We start from the raw sequence: 20,850 nt of genomic DNA, 5'->3' as shown, positions 1-20,850 counted from the left end.
GCGCCGTCTCATCACGCTCCACCCGTCCTTCGAACAAACACGGATTGCCGATTTACTTCGGCTTATGTCGCGCCGTGTTTGCGAAACCGCCTTGGGTCAACGGGGCCGGACGGCGGACCGTCCGGCCCCGGAACCCAAGTCAGTCATTCTAGGGTATACGACTTACTCGTCGAAATACCACTGAGCCGGACGATACGGATAGGTCCGGTAGTACTCGTAGGACCACGTCTTGAACTCAGGGAAGTTCTTCAACGCATTCCGGTGATAGACCGGCGCCGGTGCCTGAACCGTGCCGATCATGACCAGGTTGGTGGCCATGTTCTCGGCCAGAGCGAGACCCAGCTTGTCGGATTCCGGCGTACCGGGAATGGCCGACTGGAACGCATTGATGTCGTCCACCATCTTCATCGCCCATTCCGGCGGCTTGACGCCCTTTTCGCCGTTCGACTCCAGATACTCACCCCAGAGCATGCCGGTGCGGTGGAAGAAGTAGCCACCGAACGGGGGAACGAAGGGTTCGCTCAGGCCCAGAATGATCGGAAGCGGGAAACCCTGCTGCCAGGCGCCGACATCGAGCTGGTTGGAAGACTGCGCGGAACGATATTCGTCCGGCGTGACTTCCTTGACCGTGGTTTCGATACCGACATTGGACCAATGCTGAGCGGCCAGTTCCACGAGCTGCCCGGGCATGCCCTGCGTCGCGAACTGGATGTTCAGGACGAAACGGTCACCGTTCGGCAATTCACGCTTGCCGTCGCCGTCCTTGTCGACCACGCCGATTTCGTCCAGCAGCTTCATCGCCAGTTCGGGATCGTGCTGGGCGTAATGCTTCACCAGATCTTCGCCGACGAATTCCGGGTTCGGAGAGAAGCCGGTATACTGTTTCGGCTCACCCAGCCCGAAGAACGCGACATCGTTGATCTCTTCGCGGTTCAGGGCGACGGACATCGCCTGACGGAACTTCAGATCACCGAAGACCTTACGCTTCTCCAGATCCTCGGAAGTCACGTTGAACGAGAACAGCGGCATCGCGATGGTCGGCTTCAGGTCGACCGTGTAATCGCCTTTTTCCGCACCATCCATCAGCATCGGAGCGGCCGGCAGCTGAACCGACTGGGACTTGTAGTCGACTTCCGCGTTCACCAGCTTCAACAGACGGACTTCATTCTCGTTGATGAAAAGCTCGTCCTGTTCGCTGATATAGGGAAGCTGATTTCCCGCCGTATCGACGATATGGAAATACGGGTTGGCGACCAGGTGACGCCCTTCCGTGCTTTCCTTCGTGTAGATATGGCTTTCCAGGGTCGGCATCGTGTCCATGGGCAGGGCCGACAGCTTGTCCGGATGGGCCAACATCGGGGTCGGCGTGTCCGTCCAGTCCGAGTTGCCGTAATAGGCGGCAACGGCTTCATAGCCGTCCTTGAAACCAAGCGCCTGGGCGTTCGCGTCGCCGTCCGCCGTAACCGCCGGGTGCCATTGACCCAGGAAATGCTTCGGCTGGAACGCCTGCGCGTAGGAGGTGGCGAAGTGGGCCAGCAGACCCGGCTTCGGCGCCGGCAGGTTGAAACGAACCGTCTGCGGGTCGATGACGTCGACCGTCATCCGCTCGCCGGCGACCAGGACATAATCCTTCGGCTTTTCGCGGACTTTACTGTCCAGAGCGAGGTTGTCGTACCAGAACTTCACGTCCTCCGCGGTGAACGGCGTGCCGTCGGACCATTTGTGGCCCTTGCGCAGGAAGAAGGTCAGCTGGGTGTAATCATCATTCCACTCCCAACCCTTCGCAACGTTCGGAACGATCGTCTGCAAGTCGTCGGAATAACGTACCAGGTTGACGTGACGTACGGAGAGGAAGTCGGAAGTCCCGGCTTCGGTCGCATTGGAGAGCACGTCGAAGGTGCCGCCGTAGGAACCGACCGCGTTGTATGGAACATAGACCAGCGGTTCTTCGGGCAGGCGCTCGGCCAGCGGCGGAAGCGCCGGGTTGCCGCGGATCATGCCGTTGAGCTTGGCGATGTCGGGATTCTCTTGGAAAGTCATCTTGCAGCCAGCCGCGGATTCGAACTCGGCCAGCTCGAACTGCTGCGGATATTTGCTGGAAAGGCCTCCCATGTCGTCTACCGTTATAGCCGGGCAATCTGCTGCCCGAACGGAATCGCTTCGTGTCGCCGCGAACGCCATGACCCCTAGGCCGACGCACGCCAGCAATCCGAGCTTTCTAATGCTCATTGCGGCTTACTCCTCAAGATTTGTCTTTTAACCCCACCCCTATCGGGCGGCACACACGGATTGCCCGCATGCCCGAGCGACCACTCCCTGTTTGTGAGTCGCTTCCCCTCCACGATAGGGCATTCACGTTACATTTTTGTTGCACCCCCTCATGGCAGCATAGCCCAGATACCAACGATGACGATAGGATATTGTCATCATTCTGTAACATTATGAAGGGTTTTTGTGCGCCCGCAGCAATTTTTTGCTGCAACTGCGAAGGCGCTAATATGTAACGGCGTCGCCCCAGGGGGACATGATTTCGGTCGCCCCTTGGTTCTCGTCCCCGTCATGCGCAACCGCACTGGGACAGCCGAAATTATAGGGGTAGACGGTCCTGGGTGCGGCCACGCAACGGAACCGTTGATCCAGCGCCTGAAGCACCGAACCGGGCAGCGTATTGTCGGCCACCACCGTATCGCCACCGCTGACATCGATTCGCGGCGTGTGGAACGCTGCCTCCAGGTCCATGCCGTAATCCATGATGAAAGATGAAATCTGCAGAACCGCCGGCATGATCTTGCGGCCGCCGGACGCGCCCAGCGCGAAGTGCAGACCGTCCGACCGTTCGCCGATAATCGGACACATGTTGGACAGGCACCGTTTTCCCGGTGCCAGCGAGTTCGGCTTGCCCGGCTCCGGGTCGAACCACATGATGCCGTTGTTCATCAGGATGCCGCTTTCCGGCAGCATCATCCGCGATCCGAAAATCGACAGCAGGGTCTGGGTCACGGCCACCATCATGCCGTCTCCGTCGACCACGTTGAAATGGGTCGTGCAACCGCGATTCCCTTCCACGTCCCCCATCCGCGTCAATCTTTCCGCATAAGCGGTAAAGAGAGCATTGGCGTATTCGACATAGGTGTCCGCGCCCAGGAAATTCACCCCGTCGAACGCTTTGCGCAGCAGTTCATAAGTCCGCACATAGGTCGGACCCGCTGTCAGTTCCGGGGTCAGGAAGACCGTTCCTTCCCGATGATCCAGCTTGTGCGCCGGGCCGATCGACGCCTTGTACCCCGCCAGATCCGACTCCGTGATCGAACTGCCGGCAGCCTGCAGATCCTTGACGATGGATCGCGCGACCTCCCCTTCATAGAATTCGCGTGGGCCGGCCGCCGCGATCTTCGACAAGGTCGCCTGCATGGCGGACATGTCGCAACGCTGATCGGCCAGGGCGGTCCAGGCGGATGCACGCGGATTGCCGTCGGCATCCAGAAAGACTTCCTTCGATTTGGTGAACTTCTTGAGGTCTCCCACCACGCCGGCGATCAGCAACTGTGCGTACCAATCGATCAGCAACCCTTCGCCGGCCAGGCCGATCGCGGGTTCCAGCAATTCGGCCCAGGGTTTCGTTCCATAGGTTTCATGGGCCAAGCCCATGCCCGCAACCTGCCCCGGCAAGGCAACCGAATGCGGACCGACGATGTTTCTGTCCTCCTGCACCGCGGGCCACGGGAACAGATCGGAGGCGACGCCGCCCGTCAGCGGATAATTCGACACATCCAGTCCGGCGGGACTGCGCATTCCGAAATCGATGACATTCGCGTTTTCATCGCCGGGACGGCGGATCACCATATACCCGCCGCCGCCGGGACCGGACATCCAAGGCTCGACCACACCGATCGCGAAGCTGACCGCAATCGCCGCGTCGACCGCGTTACCGCCCTGCTCCAGCACGCGCGCGCCGACCTCCGCTGCCGCGCCGTGCTGGGCGGCGACGATCCCATTCTCGGACCGGACCGCACCTTTCCGGACGGTTTGGGTGCGCGAAAAATTGGACGGTGACCAGGTAACCATGAAAATCGCTCCTTCCGGGGATAGGCGAACGCGGCCCGCATTGTGCTCGTGCCTCGGCTCACGGGCAACTGCCGATCAGTCGAATACTAGAAACCCGGTTCTATCGTCGTTTTCTGCCCGCCCCTCGCACTGTCCGGTATGGTCAAGGGCGCCGACCGCCTGTCCGGATGCCACAGTTTGAGCTTTTCGGCGAGGCTTTCGAACCGTACCGGCTTGGTAATGTGATCCTGCATTCCGGCCGCCAGGCATTTCTCGCGCTCGGTCGATTGCGCATGGGCGGTCATGGCGATGATGGGGATTGCGTCAAAGCGATCGTCGGCCCGTATTTCGGCCGCGGCCTCATACCCGTCCATGATCGGCATCTGGATGTCCATCAGCACCACGTCGTAACCGTCCGCACCGCCCCCGGACATCAGGATGTCGACGGCTTCGCGCCCGTCGCCCGCGATATCCACCTGTGCGCCCAGTTTTTCGAGCAATCCGCGCGCCACCATCTGGTTGACGGCATTGTCCTCGGCGACGAGCACCCGCAGGTTCTTCAACGACCCGTCTACCCGGCTCACCGTCTTGACCGGTTCCATGCGGTAGTCGCCGGAGGCGCGAAGGATCGGCAAGGTCACGGTGAACGTCGTGCCCGCGCCCATTTCGCTTTCGGCCGAAATCGTACCGCCCATCTGCGTGGTCAGCGCATGCGAGATCGCCAGACCGAGACCGGTGCCGCCGAACCGGCGCGTGGTGGAGGCATCCATCTGCGTGAAGGGCCGGAACAGCTTGTCCAGCTGTTCCTCGGACATGCCGATGCCGGTATCGCGCACGACCAGCTTCAGCAGGTTGCGCCCATCCTCTCCCATGCCGAATTCGACATTCAATGTGACCGCGCCCCGTTCCGTGAACTTCACCGCGTTACCGACAAGGTTGATCAGTATCTGCTTGATCCTGAGCGGATCACCGCGCAGGCCGTCCGGTACGTCCGGCGCGACGGTGGTTCTCAGATCTATCGACTTTTGCCGGGCCTGGAGATCGAACATATCGTTGATCGTGCTCAACTGATGTTCCAGGCTGAAATCGATCGACTCCAGTTCCAACTCGCCCGCCTCGATCTTCGAGAAATCGAGAATGTCGTTGATCACACCGAGCAGGACTTCCGAGGAGTTCAGGATTTTCCTGATATGCTCCTGCTGTTCGGCGTTCAGCGGGGTCATCGCCAAAAGCCTCGATATCCCCATGATCCCGTTCAGCGGCGTCCGGATCTCATGGCTCATATTGGCCAGGAAGGAACTCTTCGCCCGATCCGCGGCCTGGGCCGCGTCCGCCGCATCGCGCAGGCTGTCCGCCAACCGTTTCCGATCCGACATGTCGGAGACGACGACCGTGTAAAGCAGGCTTTCCCGCACGCTCATCGCGGATACCGAAACCCGCACCGGCAGCCGCGTTCCATCCGGCAACGACGCGAAGGCATCCCGGTCGGGCGACAGCAGCGTGGCCGCCGCCGGCGCGGGCGTTCCGCCCAGTTGTTCCAGCGGATCGCCCGGCAGATAGTCGCCGATATGACTGCCGACCAGATTGTCCGCGGGCAATTGGAAGAGCGACGACGCCCCTTCATTGGTATTCCTGATCAACCCGTCCCGGCGAACGACGAACACGCCTTCGCTGATCGAACCCAATGTGCCTTTCAGGAGTTCCTGGCTCTCCGCCCGGTCCGCGGCCGCTTCCCGTAGTGTATCCAGGGCGCGGGCCATCTCGCTGACTTCATCATCGCTCTCGGTATGCGGAACCCGTTGGTCGAACCGGCCGCGCGCGATCCCGATCAACGCGCGCTGAAGATTGTGGATGCGCCTGGACAACGGCAGGGCCGCGGCAAGCGCGGCGAAGGTCGCGATGGCTAGGATGAAGATCGAAACGGCCAGCCGGACCTGAAAATCGCGCTCCGCGATCTTCAATTGCTGTTGGGCGCGCGCAGTCGCGTCTTCAAGCAGGCCCCAGGACAACCCATTCAAGCTGTCCAGGCGCGCCAGCGAAATGTCCAGCCAATCGACGGGCGACAGACCTTCCAGATTCTTGGTCCCCGGCAGCGTCGAGAGCCTGTTCAGGATCTGGGCGAACTTTCCGTGTTCCGGCCCGGTCATCGCGTTTTCGAACAACTTCCGCTGCTGGTGCGTCGCCAAGCGCAGGAACGCCTGCACCGTCGCCTTGTCGGCCGCATTCGCTTCGAAGAACCCGACGAACGGCCGGCCGGCCGGCTCGCCCCGGGACATCAGGCTGATGACGGCCGCCCCCAACGCACCGGCCTTGCTGGCCTCCTCGCCGCCGCGTTGCAGCAAGGAAAAGGCGGTCAGCGTCTGAACGACTTCCTTGTATTCGACCCCCTGCAGGATCAGCACGGCCAGCCGCTGAAAGCTGTTGTTGAGCTGCGTGTAATACTCGTAGACCGGACGCCATCCGGATCCCTGATCGTCGAAAGCGTTCCGCCGCCGGGGCAGTTCCAACAGGGCGTTGTTCAACGCGGTGAGGGTCCGCCGCAGGTCGGGCGAGGAAACGGCGAGCGGTTCCTCACCATAGGATACCGCCCGAAAATGCGCCAAGGCTCTGTCGGTCTCTGCCCGGCGGGCGGCCAAGCCCTCTCCAATCACGGTGTCCAGTGCGGACCCCGTCGGATCCTTGCCCGTTCGGCTGACCTGGGACAGGACCGACCAGGCACGTTCATTCTGGAAACCGATAAGCACCTGGGTCGTGGCCTGCGCCATTTCCTTCAGCGGGCCCACCACGCGCAATGCCTGCGCCGATCGCCAATCGAGAAAGGACTCGATGACGACGAAACTCAGCAGCAAACCCAATGGGATCAACGCACTGAGAAGGATACGGCTCTTCAGAGAGCGAAATGATCGCAAGCCAACCGACCTCCTCGGCCAAAACCGGAATACCCTCCACGGCGAAAACCGGCCCCCGAAACGAACAGCACAATAGTAGGGCCCCGTGCAGTAACGGCCACCCTACAACAGCTAACGGTTATAATAGTTCCATTTTAGTGAGGATACAAAGCCGCTGAATCCGGCGTCTAGTTCCCCTCGATATCCTCCCGGAGAATTTCCAGCTCCAGCCATTCCTCTTCCAGCTTTTCCAGTTCGGACTGCGCGTCGCCCAATCCTTCCGCGGTCACCTCGTAACGTTTGGGATCGCTGGCATACAAACCCGGGTCGGCGAGGATATCCTGCAACCGTTTCACCTCCGCCTCCGTCTTCGAAATACGGTCCGGCAAGGTCTTCAAGGCGTGCTGCTGATTGAAACTGAGCTTCTTCTTCGCGCCGGCGGATGACGGTTTCGCGGCCTGGCTTCTGTCCTTCTTCGAGGCCGGTTTGGCTGTCTGCGCCCGCCCCGCATCGGCCCCGGAAGCAGGCCCGGGGTCGGCCGATCGCTGCGCCATCATATCGGTATACCCGCCGGCATATTCGGTCCAAACGCCGTCGCCCGTGCTGGCCAGCACGCTGCCGACCGTGCGGTCTAGGAAATCTCGGTCATGGCTGACCAGGATCACCGTGCCGGCGTAATCGCCGATCATCTCCTGCAGCAGGTCCAGCGTTTCCAGATCCAGATCGTTGGTCGGTTCGTCCAGGATCATCAGGTTGGAGGGCTGGGCCAGGGCCCGGGCCAGCATCAGACGTCCGCGTTCGCCACCGGACAACCGGCTGATCGGCGTGCGCACCTGTTCCGGGGAAAACAGGAAGTCCTGCAGGTACCCCATCACGTGCTTGGTCTCGCCGCCGACCGAGACGGTCTCGCCGCCGCCATGGGTGATTGCCTCGGCCAGGGTCCAGGTCGGTTTCAAGCTTTCCCGGCTTTGATCCAGGGTGATGATCTGAAGATTGGCGCCGAGGCGGACTTCACCGCTATCGGGCTGCAAATCGGCCAGCAGCGTTTTCAGCAGGGTCGTCTTGCCCGCGCCGTTCGGCCCGACGATGCCCAGTCGGTCGCCGCGCTGCACCCGCAGGTCCAGGTCGCGGATCACGGCCCGCCCGTCGAAGGATTTGGAAACACCCTTCATTTCCGCGACAAGCTTGCCGGAGGTTTCCCCGGCGGCGGCCCGCATCTGTGTGGCCCCCGGCCCCTTCTTCCGGTTCCGCTTTTCTTCCCGCAAGCCGTTCAGAGCGCGCAGGCGTCCCTGGTTCCGTTTCCGGCGCGCGGTCACGCCGCGGCGCAGCCATTCCATCTCGCGCACGATCTTGCGGTCTAGCTTGTGCTGATCCTGCTCCATCTGCTCGACCAATGTGTCACGCCAATCCTCGAAATATTTGAATCCCTTGTCGAGTTTCCGGCTGACGCCCTGATAGAGCCAAACCGTCTCCCGGGACAGGGTATCGAGCACGCGGCGGTCATGGCTGATCAGGACGATGGCGGAGCGCAAGCCGCGCAGGGTCTGTTCCAACCATTCGATGGCGGCCAGATCCAGGTGGTTCGTCGGTTCGTCGAGCAGCAGAATGTCCGGTTCCGGCCCCAGCACGCGCGCCAGCGCGCAGCGCCGCGCCTCACCGCCGGAGAAGGTCGCCGGGTCTTCATCGCCCGACAGGCCGAGCGCTTCCAGGATCACGCGGCCGGGATGCGGATCGTGTCCTTCCGCGAACCCCGCGGCGACATAGTCATAGGCCGTCGCATAGCCGGTGAAATCCGGTTCCTGCGGCAGATAGGCGATGGTCGTTCCCGGTTGACGGAACACCTCGCCCCCATCCGGATCGAGCATGCCCGCCGCCACTTTCAGCAGGGTCGACTTGCCGGACCCGTTACGCCCGACCAGACAGACCCGCGCGCCCTCCTCGACCGCGAGCTCCGCCCCCGTCAGCAGCGGCGTCCCGCCAAAGGTAATATGAATATCGCGGAGGTGGAGAATAGGTGGGGACATCGTCGAACGGGGCTCCTGGAAAACGAGCGCCTATCTACTAGGTCCGGCGCGCGCGAACAATGCCCCGAACATTGCCATTACGGGCAACGACTTAAGCAAATGTCTTGAATCAAATCCTGAGTCGCGCTCCATTGACGGGAACGAAACATGAACTCTTGGCGACCACCAACGATGACCGACTCCCCCCTTCTCGAGATCTCCGCCGCCCAGGCCAGATCCGCGGTCCTGATGCTGCAGGGTCTGTCCGACCCGCCGGGACGCAAGCTCGGCATCGACGGGCTCTACGACCTGATCGACCGCATGGGCTATGTCCAACTGGACAGTGTGAACACGGTTGCCCGCGCCCATCACATGATCCTGTTTTCGCGCAATCAGACCTATCGGCCGAAGCATCTTGCGCATTTGCACGAGAAGGATGCCCGCCTGTTCGAGAACTGGACCCATGATGCCTGCTTGATCCCGACGCGCTTTTTCCCTTATTGGCGCCGCAAGTTCGAACGCGAGGCGGAGGACCTGGCGGCGCGGTTCACGCGCTGGCACGACAGGGACTTCAGGGCGGCCGTGGACGGGGTCGTGGAACGGATTCGCGACCAGGGACCGCTGATGGCCCGGCATTTCGGAACAGAGGAGCCGAAGCAATCCGCCGGCTGGTGGAACTGGCACGACAGCAAGATCGCCCTGGAATACCTCTGGCGGACCGGCAAGCTGTCCGTCGCCCGCCGCGACGGCTTTCAGAAAGTCTACGACCTGTCGGAACGCGTTATCCCGGCCGCCCATTTCGCCGAGAACCACGACCACGACGCCTTTGTTGATTGGGCCTGCCGGGCGGCGCTGGAACGCCTTGGGGTCGGGTCGCCGGGCGAGATTTCGCGCTTCTTCGACCTCATCACCGTGGAGGAAGCCAAGACCTGGTGCGACGCGGCCCGGGCACAGGACGCCCTGCCCGTCCTGGTTCATGCGATGGATGGGTCGAAACCGCGCAAGGCATTCGCCCGGCCGGATATCGAGACGGTCCTGGCCGCCGCGCCGGAGGCGCCCGGGCGTATCCGCGTGCTGAGCCCCTTTGATCCCGTCATCCGCGACAGGACACGACTGAAAAGGCTGTTCGACTACGACTACCGGATCGAGATCTTCGTCCCCGCCCCGAAACGGGTATACGGCTATTACGTCTTTCCCCTTTTGGAAGGCGAAAGACTGATCGGCAGAATCGACATGAAAGCCGACAAGTCGGCGGACGCCCTGACCGTCACCGGCCTGTGGCTGGAAAACGGCGTCAAACTCGGCAAGGGCAGGCAAGCGTCGTTGGAAGCCGAGCTCGATCGCATACGCCGTTTCGCCGGTGTCGCGGAACTGGTCTGGCAGGACGGTTTTTTGCGCGAAACACCCTGACAGGTCACGCCCGCGCTAGCGCCGGACGGCGGGCGGCGCTAGCATGCCCGGCAAGCAATAAGTCGATGGGCCAATAAGTCGATGGGCGGGAAAGATGTCATATCTGTTTCGGGAAGGGACGACGCCCCTACTCGTCAGCATCCCACATGCCGGTCTGGAAATCCCGGACGCAATCGCGGCGCGGATGACCGACAAGGCGCGGGAACTGGGCGATACGGATTGGCACGTTCCCAAATTATATGACTTTCTGGACGCCCTGGGCGCCTCGGTCCTGGCGGCGACACAGTCGCGCTATGTCGTCGACCTGAACCGCCCGCCCGACGGGGCCTCGCTGTATCCCGGCCAGGCGACCACGGGCCTGGCGCCGACCACGACCTTCGACGGCGAACCGCTGTATCGTGAAGGCGCCGAGCCGGACAGCCGCGAAATCGACCAACGGGTCGAGGCCTATTGGCACCCGTATCACGGAAAACTCATGGCCGAACTGGAACATCTGAAACGGCAATACGGTTACGCCCTGCTATGGGACGCCCATTCGATCCGGTCACGCGTGCCGCGCCTGTTCGACGGCGGCCTGCCGGATATGAATTTCGGCACCAATGAAGGCAGCAGCTGCGACCCGAAGCTTACAAAACGTCTGTTGGCCGTCGCTGAGGATGTCAGGGATTTCACCCATGTTCTGAACGGGAGATTCAAGGGCGGCTTCATAACCCGGAACTACGGGAACCCGGATCAGGATGTCCACGCAGTCCAACTGGAACTGTCGCAGGCGACTTATATGGACGAGACGCCGCCTTACGCATTCAGACCGGAAAAAGCGGACCAGATCCGCCCGACCCTGAAGCTTCTTTTGCAGACGATGCTGGAATGGAAACCATCCGGGTAACGGTTTCGTGCATGCCGCGACATTGACATCACCGCCGGGAAAGGCTATCTCTCTCCTCACAGCGCCGAGTTAATGCCAACTTGCGGGCGCTTTATAAATGCAGCTAAAGCGGAGGACCCTGTCCAGCTTGAAGCTGCGACAGGTTTTTTTATGTCGGATTGGTCCGCCGTAGTTCAGGACCCGCGGGATTTGATGGGCAGCTTGCATCCGCGTCACCACTGCTAAAGCGCCACGGAGACATCTCCGTGGGCCCGTATTTTGGCTCGACGGAGGTGCGTATGACGCAATCCTATTTTCCGATCTTCTGGAACACCGACAGCGGCACGGCGCTGGTCGTCGGCGGCGGCGAAGACGCCGTTCGTAAGGTTCGCCTGCTTGTCGCCGCGGGCGCACGCGTCCATGTCGTCGCACCGGGCGCCGTCGCAGAAATCGAAGCCTATGCGGACGAGGATCGGATCACCCTCTCGCGCCGCCCGGTGCAGGACAGCGACATTGCGGCAGCAGCGATTGTCATCGCGGCAACCGGCATCGACACGGTAGACAGCCACTGCGCGGCAACCGCCCAGGCGCATGGCGTCAAGGTGAACGTCGTCGACCGGCCGGATCTATCCACCTTCATCGTTCCCTCGATCGTCGACAGGTCTCCCATCCTGGTCGCCATCTCCAGCGCCGGCACTTCGCCGGTCCTGGCCCGGCGCATTCGCGAGCGGATCGAGGCAACGCTTTCCCCCAATTTGGGCAAACTGGCCGAATTCGCCGCCGGGCTGCGTGACCGGGTCGCCGAACGATTGAGCGACGGCCGGAAACGACGCGCCTTCTGGGAGCTCTTCCTGGACGGCTACGGTGCGGAAGGCGTGTTGGGAAACCGGCCCGATACCGGACGGCAGGCGGCCGACGAACTGTTGGACACGCTTTCCCGCGACGAGAAGCCCAAGGGGCGCGTCACCTTGGTCGGTGCCGGACCGGGTGCGGCCGACCTTCTGACACTGCGCGCGTTGCGCGCCCTGCAGCGGGCCGATGTCATCATCTACGATGCATTGGTCGGGCCTGATGTACTGGATCTCGCGCGTCGCGACGCTTTCCGGCTCTATGTCGGGAAGGCTAAGGGGCGTCACAGCTACAGCCAGGACCGCATCAACGGGATCCTCATCGACGAAGCCCGCCGCGGTTCCTACGTCGTACGGTTGAAGGGTGGCGACCCTTTCGTCTTCGGACGGGGCGGCGAGGAAATTTCGGCATTGCGTGACGCCGATATCGAAGTGGATGTCATCCCCGGCATCACGGCGGCCACCGGGGCGGCCGCGGCCCTGCGCCTGCCCTTGACCCAGCGCGATGTCGCGAATGTGGTCAGCTTCGCCACCGCGCATCCGGCGGCCGGCCAGGCGGAACCCGACTTTTCCGCGCTGGCCGATCCGAAGCAGACCGCTGTCATCTACATGGGCAAGACGAAGGCGTCCGAGATCAGCGCTGCCTTGATCAAACAGGGCCGGCGTCCCGACACGCCCGTCGCTGTCATCGAAAACGCAACACTGCCCGATCAACGGATTTTGACCGGAACGTTGGGCGACCTGCCGGCCGTCACGTCCATATCCGATCTGACAGGGCCCGCCTTGATCGTCATCGGCGACGTGGTGTCCGAGGCGGATCTGTCGACATCGGAAAGCCTTACGGAAGCGGCGGCAAAAGACCGTGCCGTCGCCTGACGGTCCAAGACCGACATTGGAGAGCAAGACAATGAGCAAACAGAAGAACAGCATCGTCGCGATCACCGCAAACCGCCTCACCGACGGCGTCGTGATCTATCTCACGGCCGATGGCGGTTGGACCGAAAAGGTCGAGGAAGCCACCGTCGCCGAGGACGCGTCGGCACGGCAAGGTCTGGAAGCAAAGGCACAGGCCGGGCTCGCCGGACAACACATCACCCACTGGGAACCGGTCGAGGTGGAACGTCGCGACGGCATATTGACCGCAGTGAAAAACAAGGAAGCGATCAAGTCGCGTGGACCGACCGTACGCCGCGATCTTGGCAAACAGGCTGAACTCTACGCGTAACCCCAACACGCCTACCGCGACGCATTTTTTGAGGAATTGACCCATGTATCGTTACGATGAATTCGACCACGACTTTGTCCGCCAGCGCGTCGCGCAGTTCCGCGACCAGGTGGAACGCCGCCTGTCGGGCGAGTTGACCGAGGACGAGTTCAAGCCGCTGCGCCTGCAGAACGGCCTATACCTGCAACTGCACGCCTACATGCTGCGGGTTGCCGTGCCCTACGGCACCCTGTCATCGCGGCAGATGCGCAAGCTGGCCCATATCGCGCGTAAATACGACAAGGGTTACGGCCATTTCACCACGCGCCAGAACATCCAATACAACTGGCCCAAGCTGGTCGACACGCCCGCCATTCTGGAAGAACTGGCTGAAGTCGAGATGCATGCCATCCAGACCAGCGGGAATTGCATTCGCAATACCACCGCGGACCATTTCGCCGGCGCCGCGGCGGAGGAGATCGAAGACCCGCGCGTCTGGTGCGAAATCATCCGACAGTGGTCGACACTGCATCCGGAATTCGCCTTCCTGCCGCGCAAGTTCAAGATTGCGGTGATCGGCACCAAGGAAGACCGCGCCGCAATTCAGGTCCACGATATCGGCCTGGCGATCGTCCGCAACTATCAGGGCGAGACGGGCTTCGCCGTTTATGTCGGCGGCGGTCAGGGACGTACGCCGATGATCGCGAAGAAGGTGCGTGACTTCCTGCCGAAGGAACACCTGTTGAGCTACCTGGAGGCGATCCTGCGCGTCTACAACCAGTTCGGCCGGCGCGACAACAAGTACAAGGCGCGGATCAAGATTCTCGTGCACGAAACGGGCACGAAGGAACTGACCGACGCGATCGAAGCCGAATGGGAAGAGATCAAGGATACCGTCTTTACCTTGCCGCAGGAGGAAGTGGACCGGATCGCAACCTATTTCGAACCGCCCGCCTTCGCCGCGCGCACCGCCGACTCGGCGAAACTGGAGGCGGACAAGGCTGCCAATCCCGACTTCGCGGATTGGGTCGAACAAAACGTGGCTCGCCACAAACAGCCAGGTTACGGCATCGTCACGATTTCGCTGAAAGGGATCGGCGAAGCGCCGGGCGATGCCAGCGCCGACCAGATGGACGCGGTCGCCGATCTGGCCGAACGGTTCAGCCATGACGAAGTCCGCGTTTCCCACGAACAGAATCTCGTCCTGCCGCATGTAGCGCTGGACGACCTGTTCGAGGTTTGGAGAGGCCTGCGCGACATCGATCTGGCGACGCCGAATATCGGTTTCGTGACCGATATCATCGCCTGCCCCGGCCTGGATTACTGCGCCCTGGCCAATGCGCGTTCGATCCCGGTCGCGCAAAGCATCAGTCAGCGCTTCGCCAAGCTGGACCGCCAGAAGGAAATCGGGCCGCTGAAGCTCAAGATCTCCGGCTGCATCAATGCCTGCGGGCACCACCATGTCGGCCATATCGGCATTCTGGGCGTCGACCGGAAGAACGAGGAGTTCTACCAGATCACCCTGGGCGGCAGCGGTGACGAGAATACGTCGATCGGCAAGATCATCGGTCAGGGTTTCTCCGGTGAGGAGATCACCGACGCGGTCGAAACGGTCGTCGACACCTATCTCGATATCCGGCAATCGCCGAAAGAGACATTCCTGGAAGCATACCGCCGTGTCGGCGAAACGCCGTTCAAGGAACGGCTGTACGGGAGGGCATGATCATGAGTTTCTGGAAACCGCTTATCGATTGGAACGCGTCCCACAGGTATCACGCCGCCAATCGCTCGGAAGCGAAATGGGGCGTGGGGATCGGCATCTGGAAGCCGGCGGAAACTGCCCCCGCCGACACAAAGTCCGGGGACACGCGCGCACCGCTGCCGGTCGCGATACCTGTCGTTTCGCCCGGCGACATTCACGGCGCCTTCTGAAGCGCCCAATAGTTGGAGGATCGATAAATGCCTTTGTTCAAATATGGAAAAGAGATCGCCGACGAATGGGTGCTGGTCGATGACGATGCCGCCCTGCCCGATGCGTCGCATCTGATCGTGCCGCTAGGCCGTTGGCAGAACGTCCGTCACGAATTGATCAGCCGCCCGGCGCAGATCGGCGTGGCGCTTGCCGCCGATGAATTCGCCGATGCCATCGCGGAAGACCTGCCGCACCTGGCGCTGGTTCAAGTTCATTTTCCGAGTTTCGCGGACGGCCGCGCCTTTTCCACCGCACGGGCCCTGCGTGAACATCACGGCTTCGACGGGGAAATCCGCGCCACCGGCGACGTCTTGCTGGATCAGATCCAATTCATGCAGCGCTGCGGCATCGATGCCTTCCAGGTCACGAACGAACCGACCATCAAGCGTCTGCGCGAAGGCCGGCTTGCCGGGGTAGACCTGTTCTATCAACCCGCCCGCGACGGCCGGACGACCATCATCGACCAGCGCCGGCGGCGCGGCGCTGAATCCCAACGACTGGCGTCGTGATGGTCATGAAACAGATTGATCCGACATCGCCGGCCGGCGGCCCGTCCCTTCCCGATCCCTCCTCCGAGGCGTGGCACCCGGACACGATCGGTGTCCATGGCGGCATTCGACGCAGCGGCTTCGAGGAAACGGCCGAGGCGGTCTACCTGACCTCCGGTTACGTCTACGCGCGCGCGGAAGAGGCCGAAGCCGCCTTCAAGGGCGATCTGGACCGTTATATCTACAGCCGCTACGGCAATCCGACCGTGGACATGTTCCAGGAACGCCTGGCGCAGATCGAAGGCGCGGAGCAGTGTTTCGCGACCGCCAGCGGCATGTCGGCCGTGTTCACCGCGCTCGTCTCGCTGTTGAAGGCGGGCGACCGACTGGTGGCCAGCCGCGCGCTGTTCGGATCCTGTTTCTTCATCTGCAACGACATCCTGCCCCGATACGGCGTGGAAACGGTCTTCGTTGACGGGACAGACCCGGACCAGTGGCGTGACGCGTTGGCCGAACCGACCGCCGTCGTCTTCCTGGAAACCCCGACCAATCCGGGCTTGGAATTGGTCGATCTGGAATTCGTGGCTGGTCTGGCGAAATCCGCGGGCGCGAAACTGGTCATCGACAATGTTTTCGCAACACCGCTGCTGCAGAAGCCGATCGATCTCGGCGCGGATGTCGTCGTTTATTCGGCAACCAAACATATCGACGGACAGGGCCGGTGTCTCGGCGGGGCAATTCTGGGTACCAAGGAATATTGCACTCAGGATCTGATGCCGTTCATCCGGCATACAGGCCCCAGCATGAGCCCATTCAACGCCTGGGTGCTGCTGAAGGGGTTGGAGACGCTGAATTTACGGGTCGACCGGCAATGCCAATCCGCCTTGTCGCTCGCCGGCTGGCTGGAAGCGGATTCACGCGTCAGGAAAGTTGCCTATCCCTTCCTGAAATCGCACCCCCAGCACGAATTGGCGCGCAAGCAGATGCGCCAGGGCGGCACCGTCGTCACCTTCGAAATCGACGGCGGAAGGGAAGCCGCCTTCAGCGTGCTGAACAAGCTGCGCCTGATCCGCATCTCCAATAATCTCGGCGACGCCAAAAGCCTGGTCACCCATCCCGCCTCCACCACCCATTCGCGGCTGACGCCGGAGGAACGGGACCGTGTCGGTATCTCGGAAGGCATGATCCGACTGTCGGTCGGGCTTGAGCATTTTGAGGATTTGGCCAAGGATCTGAATGACGCCCTGAATTGAGGTGAACGGGATCGTTGTATCCGGGGCAATTTTTTGGATCGGGAGACGCCGAAGTGGACGGTAACAGTGAAGTTCGCGGTCTGACCGCGGAGGAATGCGCCAAGCTTTTGGAGTCCGGCGAAGCGGAACTGATCGATGTCCGCGAGGAAAACGAATGGCAGGCCGAGAGGATTCCCGGCGCGGCGCTCTACCCGCTCTCCCGTTTCGGGGTCGACCGGCCGCACGGCAATCCCGACAAGATCGGTATCTTCCATTGCCGCAGCGGCAAGCGCACGCACGACTATTTCCAGTTCTTCCGCCTCACCGGCTACAAGGATGTCGTCCATATGGAAGGCGGCATTCTGGATTGGAAAGCACAGGGCTATCCGACGGAAAGCTGAACGCCGGGAGGATCAGTCGGGCAAATCCGCCGCGACCCTGAATCCGACATCATAGGAAACCCGGTCCATCAACCCGCCATAGCGGTAGGTCGGCGTCGAGACATAGCGGTTGAAATACCAGGAACCGCCGCGGCGGGTACGGCGGGTGCAATCGCTTTCCCGGTCGGACTGATAGTCCGCGGTCCAGCAACTGGACGTCCACTCCATGACATTCCCCAACATATCGTAAAGGCCGTAGCCGTTCGGCGGAAGGCTGGCGACCGGGAAAGTCTCGTGATGCCAGTCCGGCGTGCACTCGTTGCAGTTCGCCCGCCCCATACCGTCGACCCGTTCACGATCCGGCCCGTTCGCCCCGCCATGGGCGGCGAATTCCCATTCCTCCTCCGTCGGCAGGCGATAGGCCCGTCCTGTCTTTTCGCTCAGCCAGGCGAGATAGGCCTGAACCTGATGATAATCGACATAGATCACCGGCCGATCCGGCTGGTCCCAGCCTCGGGTATGGCGCGGCGGCGTACAACCGCCGTCCGCGACACACATCATCCATTGGGCATAGGTCGTCTCCGTCCGCGCTATGGCAAAGGGCCCGGGCAGGGTCACCATGCGGGCCGGGCGTTCCGCCGCCTTGCCGTTGTCATATCCCATGACGAAGGGTTCGGGGGTCAGCGGCACCATCTCCGGGCACAGCTCGCAGTCCCGGAAGGGCTCCGCCGCCCGCGCATCCGCCCCCGAGAAACCGAGGCACAGAAGCAACGCGGCCGGGAACAGGCTAAACCGTCGGGACCGTCTTGCCATGCCGTACCACTTGCTTGCAGGGGTTGTCGCCCATCCGGTAGCTGAGATCAGCCGGAGTCTCCACGTCCCAGAGCACGAAATCGGCCCGCTTGCCGACCTCCAGGGTTCCGTATTCTTCACCCAGGCCCAGCGCCGCCGCGCCGTTCCGCGTGACGCCGGCCAGCGCTTCCTCCGGCGTCATCCGGAACAGGGTGCAGGCCATGTTCAGGATCAGCAGCAGGGAGACGGCGGGACTGGAGCCGGGATTGTTGTCGGTCGCCAGCGCGATCGGCACGCCGTGGCGGCGAAATCCGTCCAGCGGCGGCAGGGTCTTCTCGCGCAGGAAATAGAAGGCGCCGGGCAGCAGGACCGCGACCGTCCCCGCTTCCGCCATCGCGGCGATCCCCGCATCGCTGGTATATTCAAGATGGTCCGCCGACAGCGCCGAATATCCGGCCGCCAGCGCCGCCCCGCCCAGATCGGACAGCTGATCCGCGTGCAGTTTCACGGGCAGCCCCAAGCCGGCCGCGGTATCGAAGACACGCGCGGTCTGCACCGGCGAAAAACCGATCCCTTCGCAAAAGGCGTCGACCGCATCGGCGAGGCCTTCGGCAGCGACCGCGGGCAGCACCTCGGCGCAGACGAAATCAATATAGGCGTCGGCCCGGTCCTTGTAGTCCGGCGGCAGGGCATGGGCGCCCAGAAAGGTTGTGCGCACGGTGACCGGTAATTCCCGTTCCAGCCGCCGCGCCACGCGCAGCATCTTCAATTCGGTGTCGAGGTCCAGGCCATAGCCGGATTTGACTTCCAGCACCGTCACCCCCTCGGCCAACAGGCGCCGCGCGCGCCGCATGGCCGAGGCCAGCAATTCCTGCTCGCTCGCCGCGCGGGTCGCCTTGACCGTGGAAAGAATGCCGCCGCCGGCCCGGGCGATCTCCTCATAGCTCGCCCCTTCCAACCGCATCTCGAATTCGCCGGCCCGGCTGCCGCCATGGACGATATGGGTGTGGCAATCGATCAGGCCGGGCGTCATCCAGCCGCCGCCGCCATCCTCGACCCGGCGCGCCAGCTCCGCCGGCTGTTTCGGCAGATCGGACGCCGCGCCGATCCAGACAATCCTGCCGTCATCGACCGCGACGGCGCCGTCGGCGACCGCGCCGTAACGCGCGCCGCCCGGCACCATCGTCGCCAGGTTCACATTGGTCCAGATCGCATCCCACACGCCGCCAAACTCCCAAAGGGGCCCTCGACAAAACCTGCGCTTGCCGACGCCCGTTTCCCGTCGGACACTGCCCGGCAGCGCCCGTGCGCCGATCCTAACCAAGCGCAGCCTGGAAGACGAGGGACATGGAACTCTTCGCACCGAGCCTGATGACGCCGAACGGCTGGCGTTCGAACAGCGTGATCCGCATCGAGGACGGCTGGATCACCGCCATTGAGGCCGCCGACCACCCGCCGAACGGCGCGGAGAAAGCCGCCGGCCCGGTCCTGCCCGGAATGCCGAACCTGCATTCGCACGCCTTCCAGCGGGCCATGGCCGGCCTGACCGAACGCTGGGGCTCGCCGACGGATTCCTTCTGGTCCTGGCGTGACTTGATGTACCGCTTCGTCGCCCGTCTGACGCCCGATGACATCCGCGCCGTCGCCCTGCAGCTTTATATCGAATGCCTGAAACAGGGATACACCGCGGTCGCCGAATTCCACTATCTGCACAATCAGCCGGACGGCTTGCCCTACGACAACCCGGCCGAGACAAGCCTGCAGATCCTGGCCGCCGCCCGGCAGGCGGGGATCGGCCTCACGCATCTGCCGGTGCTCTATGCCCATGGCGGTTTCGGGGAACAGCCGCTCGGCGATGCCCAGTCCCGGTTCCGGTCCGACCCCGACGCCATCCTCGCCATCAGCGAGGTGGTCCGCGCCGAAGCCCGCGGCGATGCCAATGTCACGGTCGGCGCGGCGCCGCATTCGCTACGGGCCGCCGACCCGGCGATGATCGAGGCCCTGGCGCAGGGCCTGCGCCGATCCGATCCGGCCGCGCCGCTGCATATCCATATCGCCGAACAGGTAAAGGAGGTCGAGGACTGCCTGGCCTGGTGCGGCAAGCGGCCGGTGGAACTGCTGGCCGACAGCCAGGCGATGGATGATGGCTGGTGTCTGGTCCATGCGACCCATCTGACGGAAGCCGAAACCCGGGCCATCGCCGAAAGCGGCGCGGTCGCCGGTCTGTGCCCGACGACGGAGGCCAATCTGGGCGACGGTCTGTTCCCCCTGGTTCCCTATCGGTCCGCCGGGGGCGTCTTCGGCATCGGATCCGACAGCCATGTCTGCCGCGACCCGGCCGAGGAATTGCGACTGCTGGAATACGGGCAGCGCCTGAGCCGGCGCGCGCGCAATGTTGGGGCCAGCGAGTTGGACCCGTCCACCGGCGGCAGCCTGTGGCGGTCCGCCGTCGCGGGCGGTGCCAAGGCCTGCGGTCGGCCCATCGCGGGCATCGCGGAGGGTGAGCGCGCGGACCTCGTCGTTCTGGACGGTAAACATGCGGACCTGACCGGGCGGACCGGCGACGCCGTGACCGATACGCTGATCTTCTCCGGCGGCCGGGATTTCGTGCGCGATGTGATGGTCGGCGGGGTCTGGGCGATCCGCGATGGCCGTCATTCACAGGAGGACGCGGCCGAAACGGATTTCCGCGCCGCCCTTAACCGTCTGCTCGCCTAGCGGCGA

The 20,850-nt window shown here is 62.8% G+C and carries 16 protein-coding genes; 10 read left to right on the top strand and 6 right to left on the bottom strand.

The features are described 5' to 3' along the window. Positions 1–162 precede the first annotated feature (162 nt). From ACQK2G_RS05595 to ACQK2G_RS05580, 4 genes are all read right to left on the bottom strand, one after another. On the bottom strand, positions 163–2,229 hold the full coding sequence (locus ACQK2G_RS05595; protein ID WP_425404041.1) for an ABC transporter substrate-binding protein: 2,067 nt from the start codon (positions 2,227–2,229) through the stop codon (positions 163–165). Between the two features lie 264 nt (positions 2,230–2,493). Then, positions 2,494–4,065: a gamma-glutamyltransferase family protein gene (locus ACQK2G_RS05590; RefSeq protein WP_425404040.1), complete on the bottom strand. Its 1,572-nt coding sequence runs from the start codon at positions 4,063–4,065 to the stop codon at positions 2,494–2,496. An 86-nt stretch (positions 4,066–4,151) separates the two neighbouring features. Further along, a complete protein-coding gene (locus ACQK2G_RS05585) occupies positions 4,152–6,953 on the bottom strand; it encodes an ATP-binding protein (protein ID WP_425404039.1) in 2,802 nt (933 codons plus the stop codon). Positions 6,954–7,120: 167 nt separating this feature from the next. Beyond that, a complete protein-coding gene (locus tag ACQK2G_RS05580) occupies positions 7,121–8,956 on the bottom strand; it encodes an ABC-F family ATP-binding cassette domain-containing protein (RefSeq protein WP_425404038.1) in 1,836 nt (611 codons plus the stop codon). Between the two features lie 171 nt (positions 8,957–9,127). Here ACQK2G_RS05580 and ACQK2G_RS05575 point away from each other — a divergent pair, with 171 nt between their 5' ends. The 9 genes from ACQK2G_RS05575 to ACQK2G_RS05535 all read left to right on the top strand — a co-directional run bounded on the left by ACQK2G_RS05575 (position 9,128) and on the right by ACQK2G_RS05535 (position 17,355). Continuing rightward, the gene (locus tag ACQK2G_RS05575; RefSeq protein WP_425404037.1) at positions 9,128–10,345 is read left to right on the top strand and encodes a winged helix-turn-helix domain-containing protein; all 1,218 of its coding nucleotides are present in this window, start codon (positions 9,128–9,130) and stop codon (positions 10,343–10,345) included. A 94-nt stretch (positions 10,346–10,439) separates the two neighbouring features. Next, entirely contained in the window at positions 10,440–11,231 is a 792-nt protein-coding gene (gene hutG, locus ACQK2G_RS05570; protein WP_425404036.1) for an N-formylglutamate deformylase, read from the top strand. A gap of 278 nt (positions 11,232–11,509) precedes the next feature. Further along, the gene (cysG, locus tag ACQK2G_RS05565; RefSeq protein ID WP_425404035.1) at positions 11,510–12,934 is read left to right on the top strand and encodes a siroheme synthase CysG; all 1,425 of its coding nucleotides are present in this window, start codon (positions 11,510–11,512) and stop codon (positions 12,932–12,934) included. Between the two features lie 31 nt (positions 12,935–12,965). Next, entirely contained in the window at positions 12,966–13,283 is a 318-nt protein-coding gene (locus tag ACQK2G_RS05560; RefSeq protein ID WP_425404034.1) for a DUF2849 domain-containing protein, read from the top strand. A 43-nt stretch (positions 13,284–13,326) separates the two neighbouring features. Beyond that, positions 13,327–14,985 carry a nitrite/sulfite reductase gene (locus ACQK2G_RS05555; protein ID WP_425404033.1) on the top strand — a complete coding sequence of 553 codons (1,659 nt, stop codon included), beginning with the start codon at positions 13,327–13,329 and terminating at the stop codon, positions 14,983–14,985. Positions 14,986–14,987: 2 nt separating this feature from the next. After that, entirely contained in the window at positions 14,988–15,194 is a 207-nt protein-coding gene (locus ACQK2G_RS05550) for a hypothetical protein (protein ID WP_425404032.1), read from the top strand. 27 nt (positions 15,195–15,221) lie between these two features. Then, the gene (locus tag ACQK2G_RS05545) at positions 15,222–15,743 is read left to right on the top strand and encodes a DUF934 domain-containing protein (protein WP_425404031.1); all 522 of its coding nucleotides are present in this window, start codon (positions 15,222–15,224) and stop codon (positions 15,741–15,743) included. A 5-nt stretch (positions 15,744–15,748) separates the two neighbouring features. Then, positions 15,749–16,975, top strand: a complete 1,227-nt coding sequence (locus ACQK2G_RS05540; RefSeq protein ID WP_425404030.1) for an O-succinylhomoserine sulfhydrylase — start codon at positions 15,749–15,751, stop codon at positions 16,973–16,975. Positions 16,976–17,028: 53 nt separating this feature from the next. Then, complete coding sequence (locus ACQK2G_RS05535) at positions 17,029–17,355, top strand: rhodanese-like domain-containing protein (protein ID WP_425404029.1); 327 nt, start codon at positions 17,029–17,031, stop codon at positions 17,353–17,355. 12 nt (positions 17,356–17,367) lie between these two features. On the opposite strand, the gene ACQK2G_RS05530 is transcribed toward ACQK2G_RS05535, so the two are convergent. Then, positions 17,368–18,147, bottom strand: coding sequence for a formylglycine-generating enzyme family protein (locus ACQK2G_RS05530; protein ID WP_425404028.1), 780 nt, complete (start codon positions 18,145–18,147; stop codon positions 17,368–17,370). Further along, positions 18,122–19,309, bottom strand: coding sequence for an imidazolonepropionase (gene hutI / locus ACQK2G_RS05525; RefSeq protein ID WP_425407613.1), 1,188 nt, complete (start codon positions 19,307–19,309; stop codon positions 18,122–18,124). The genes ACQK2G_RS05530 and hutI overlap by 26 nt, the downstream gene beginning before the upstream one ends. A gap of 164 nt (positions 19,310–19,473) precedes the next feature. Between hutI and ACQK2G_RS05520 the strand changes: the two genes are divergently transcribed. Next, on the top strand, positions 19,474–20,844 hold the full coding sequence (locus ACQK2G_RS05520; protein WP_425404027.1) for a formimidoylglutamate deiminase: 1,371 nt from the start codon (positions 19,474–19,476) through the stop codon (positions 20,842–20,844). The last annotated feature ends 6 nt before the right edge of the window (positions 20,845–20,850 follow it).

Source organism: Hwanghaeella sp. (genome assembly GCF_965227365.1).
Taxonomy (GTDB): domain Bacteria; phylum Pseudomonadota; class Alphaproteobacteria; order UBA8366; family Aestuariispiraceae; genus Hwanghaeella.
The sequence above is the reverse complement of the archived record's forward strand: the minus strand, read 5'-3'. Positions and strand labels throughout refer to the sequence as shown.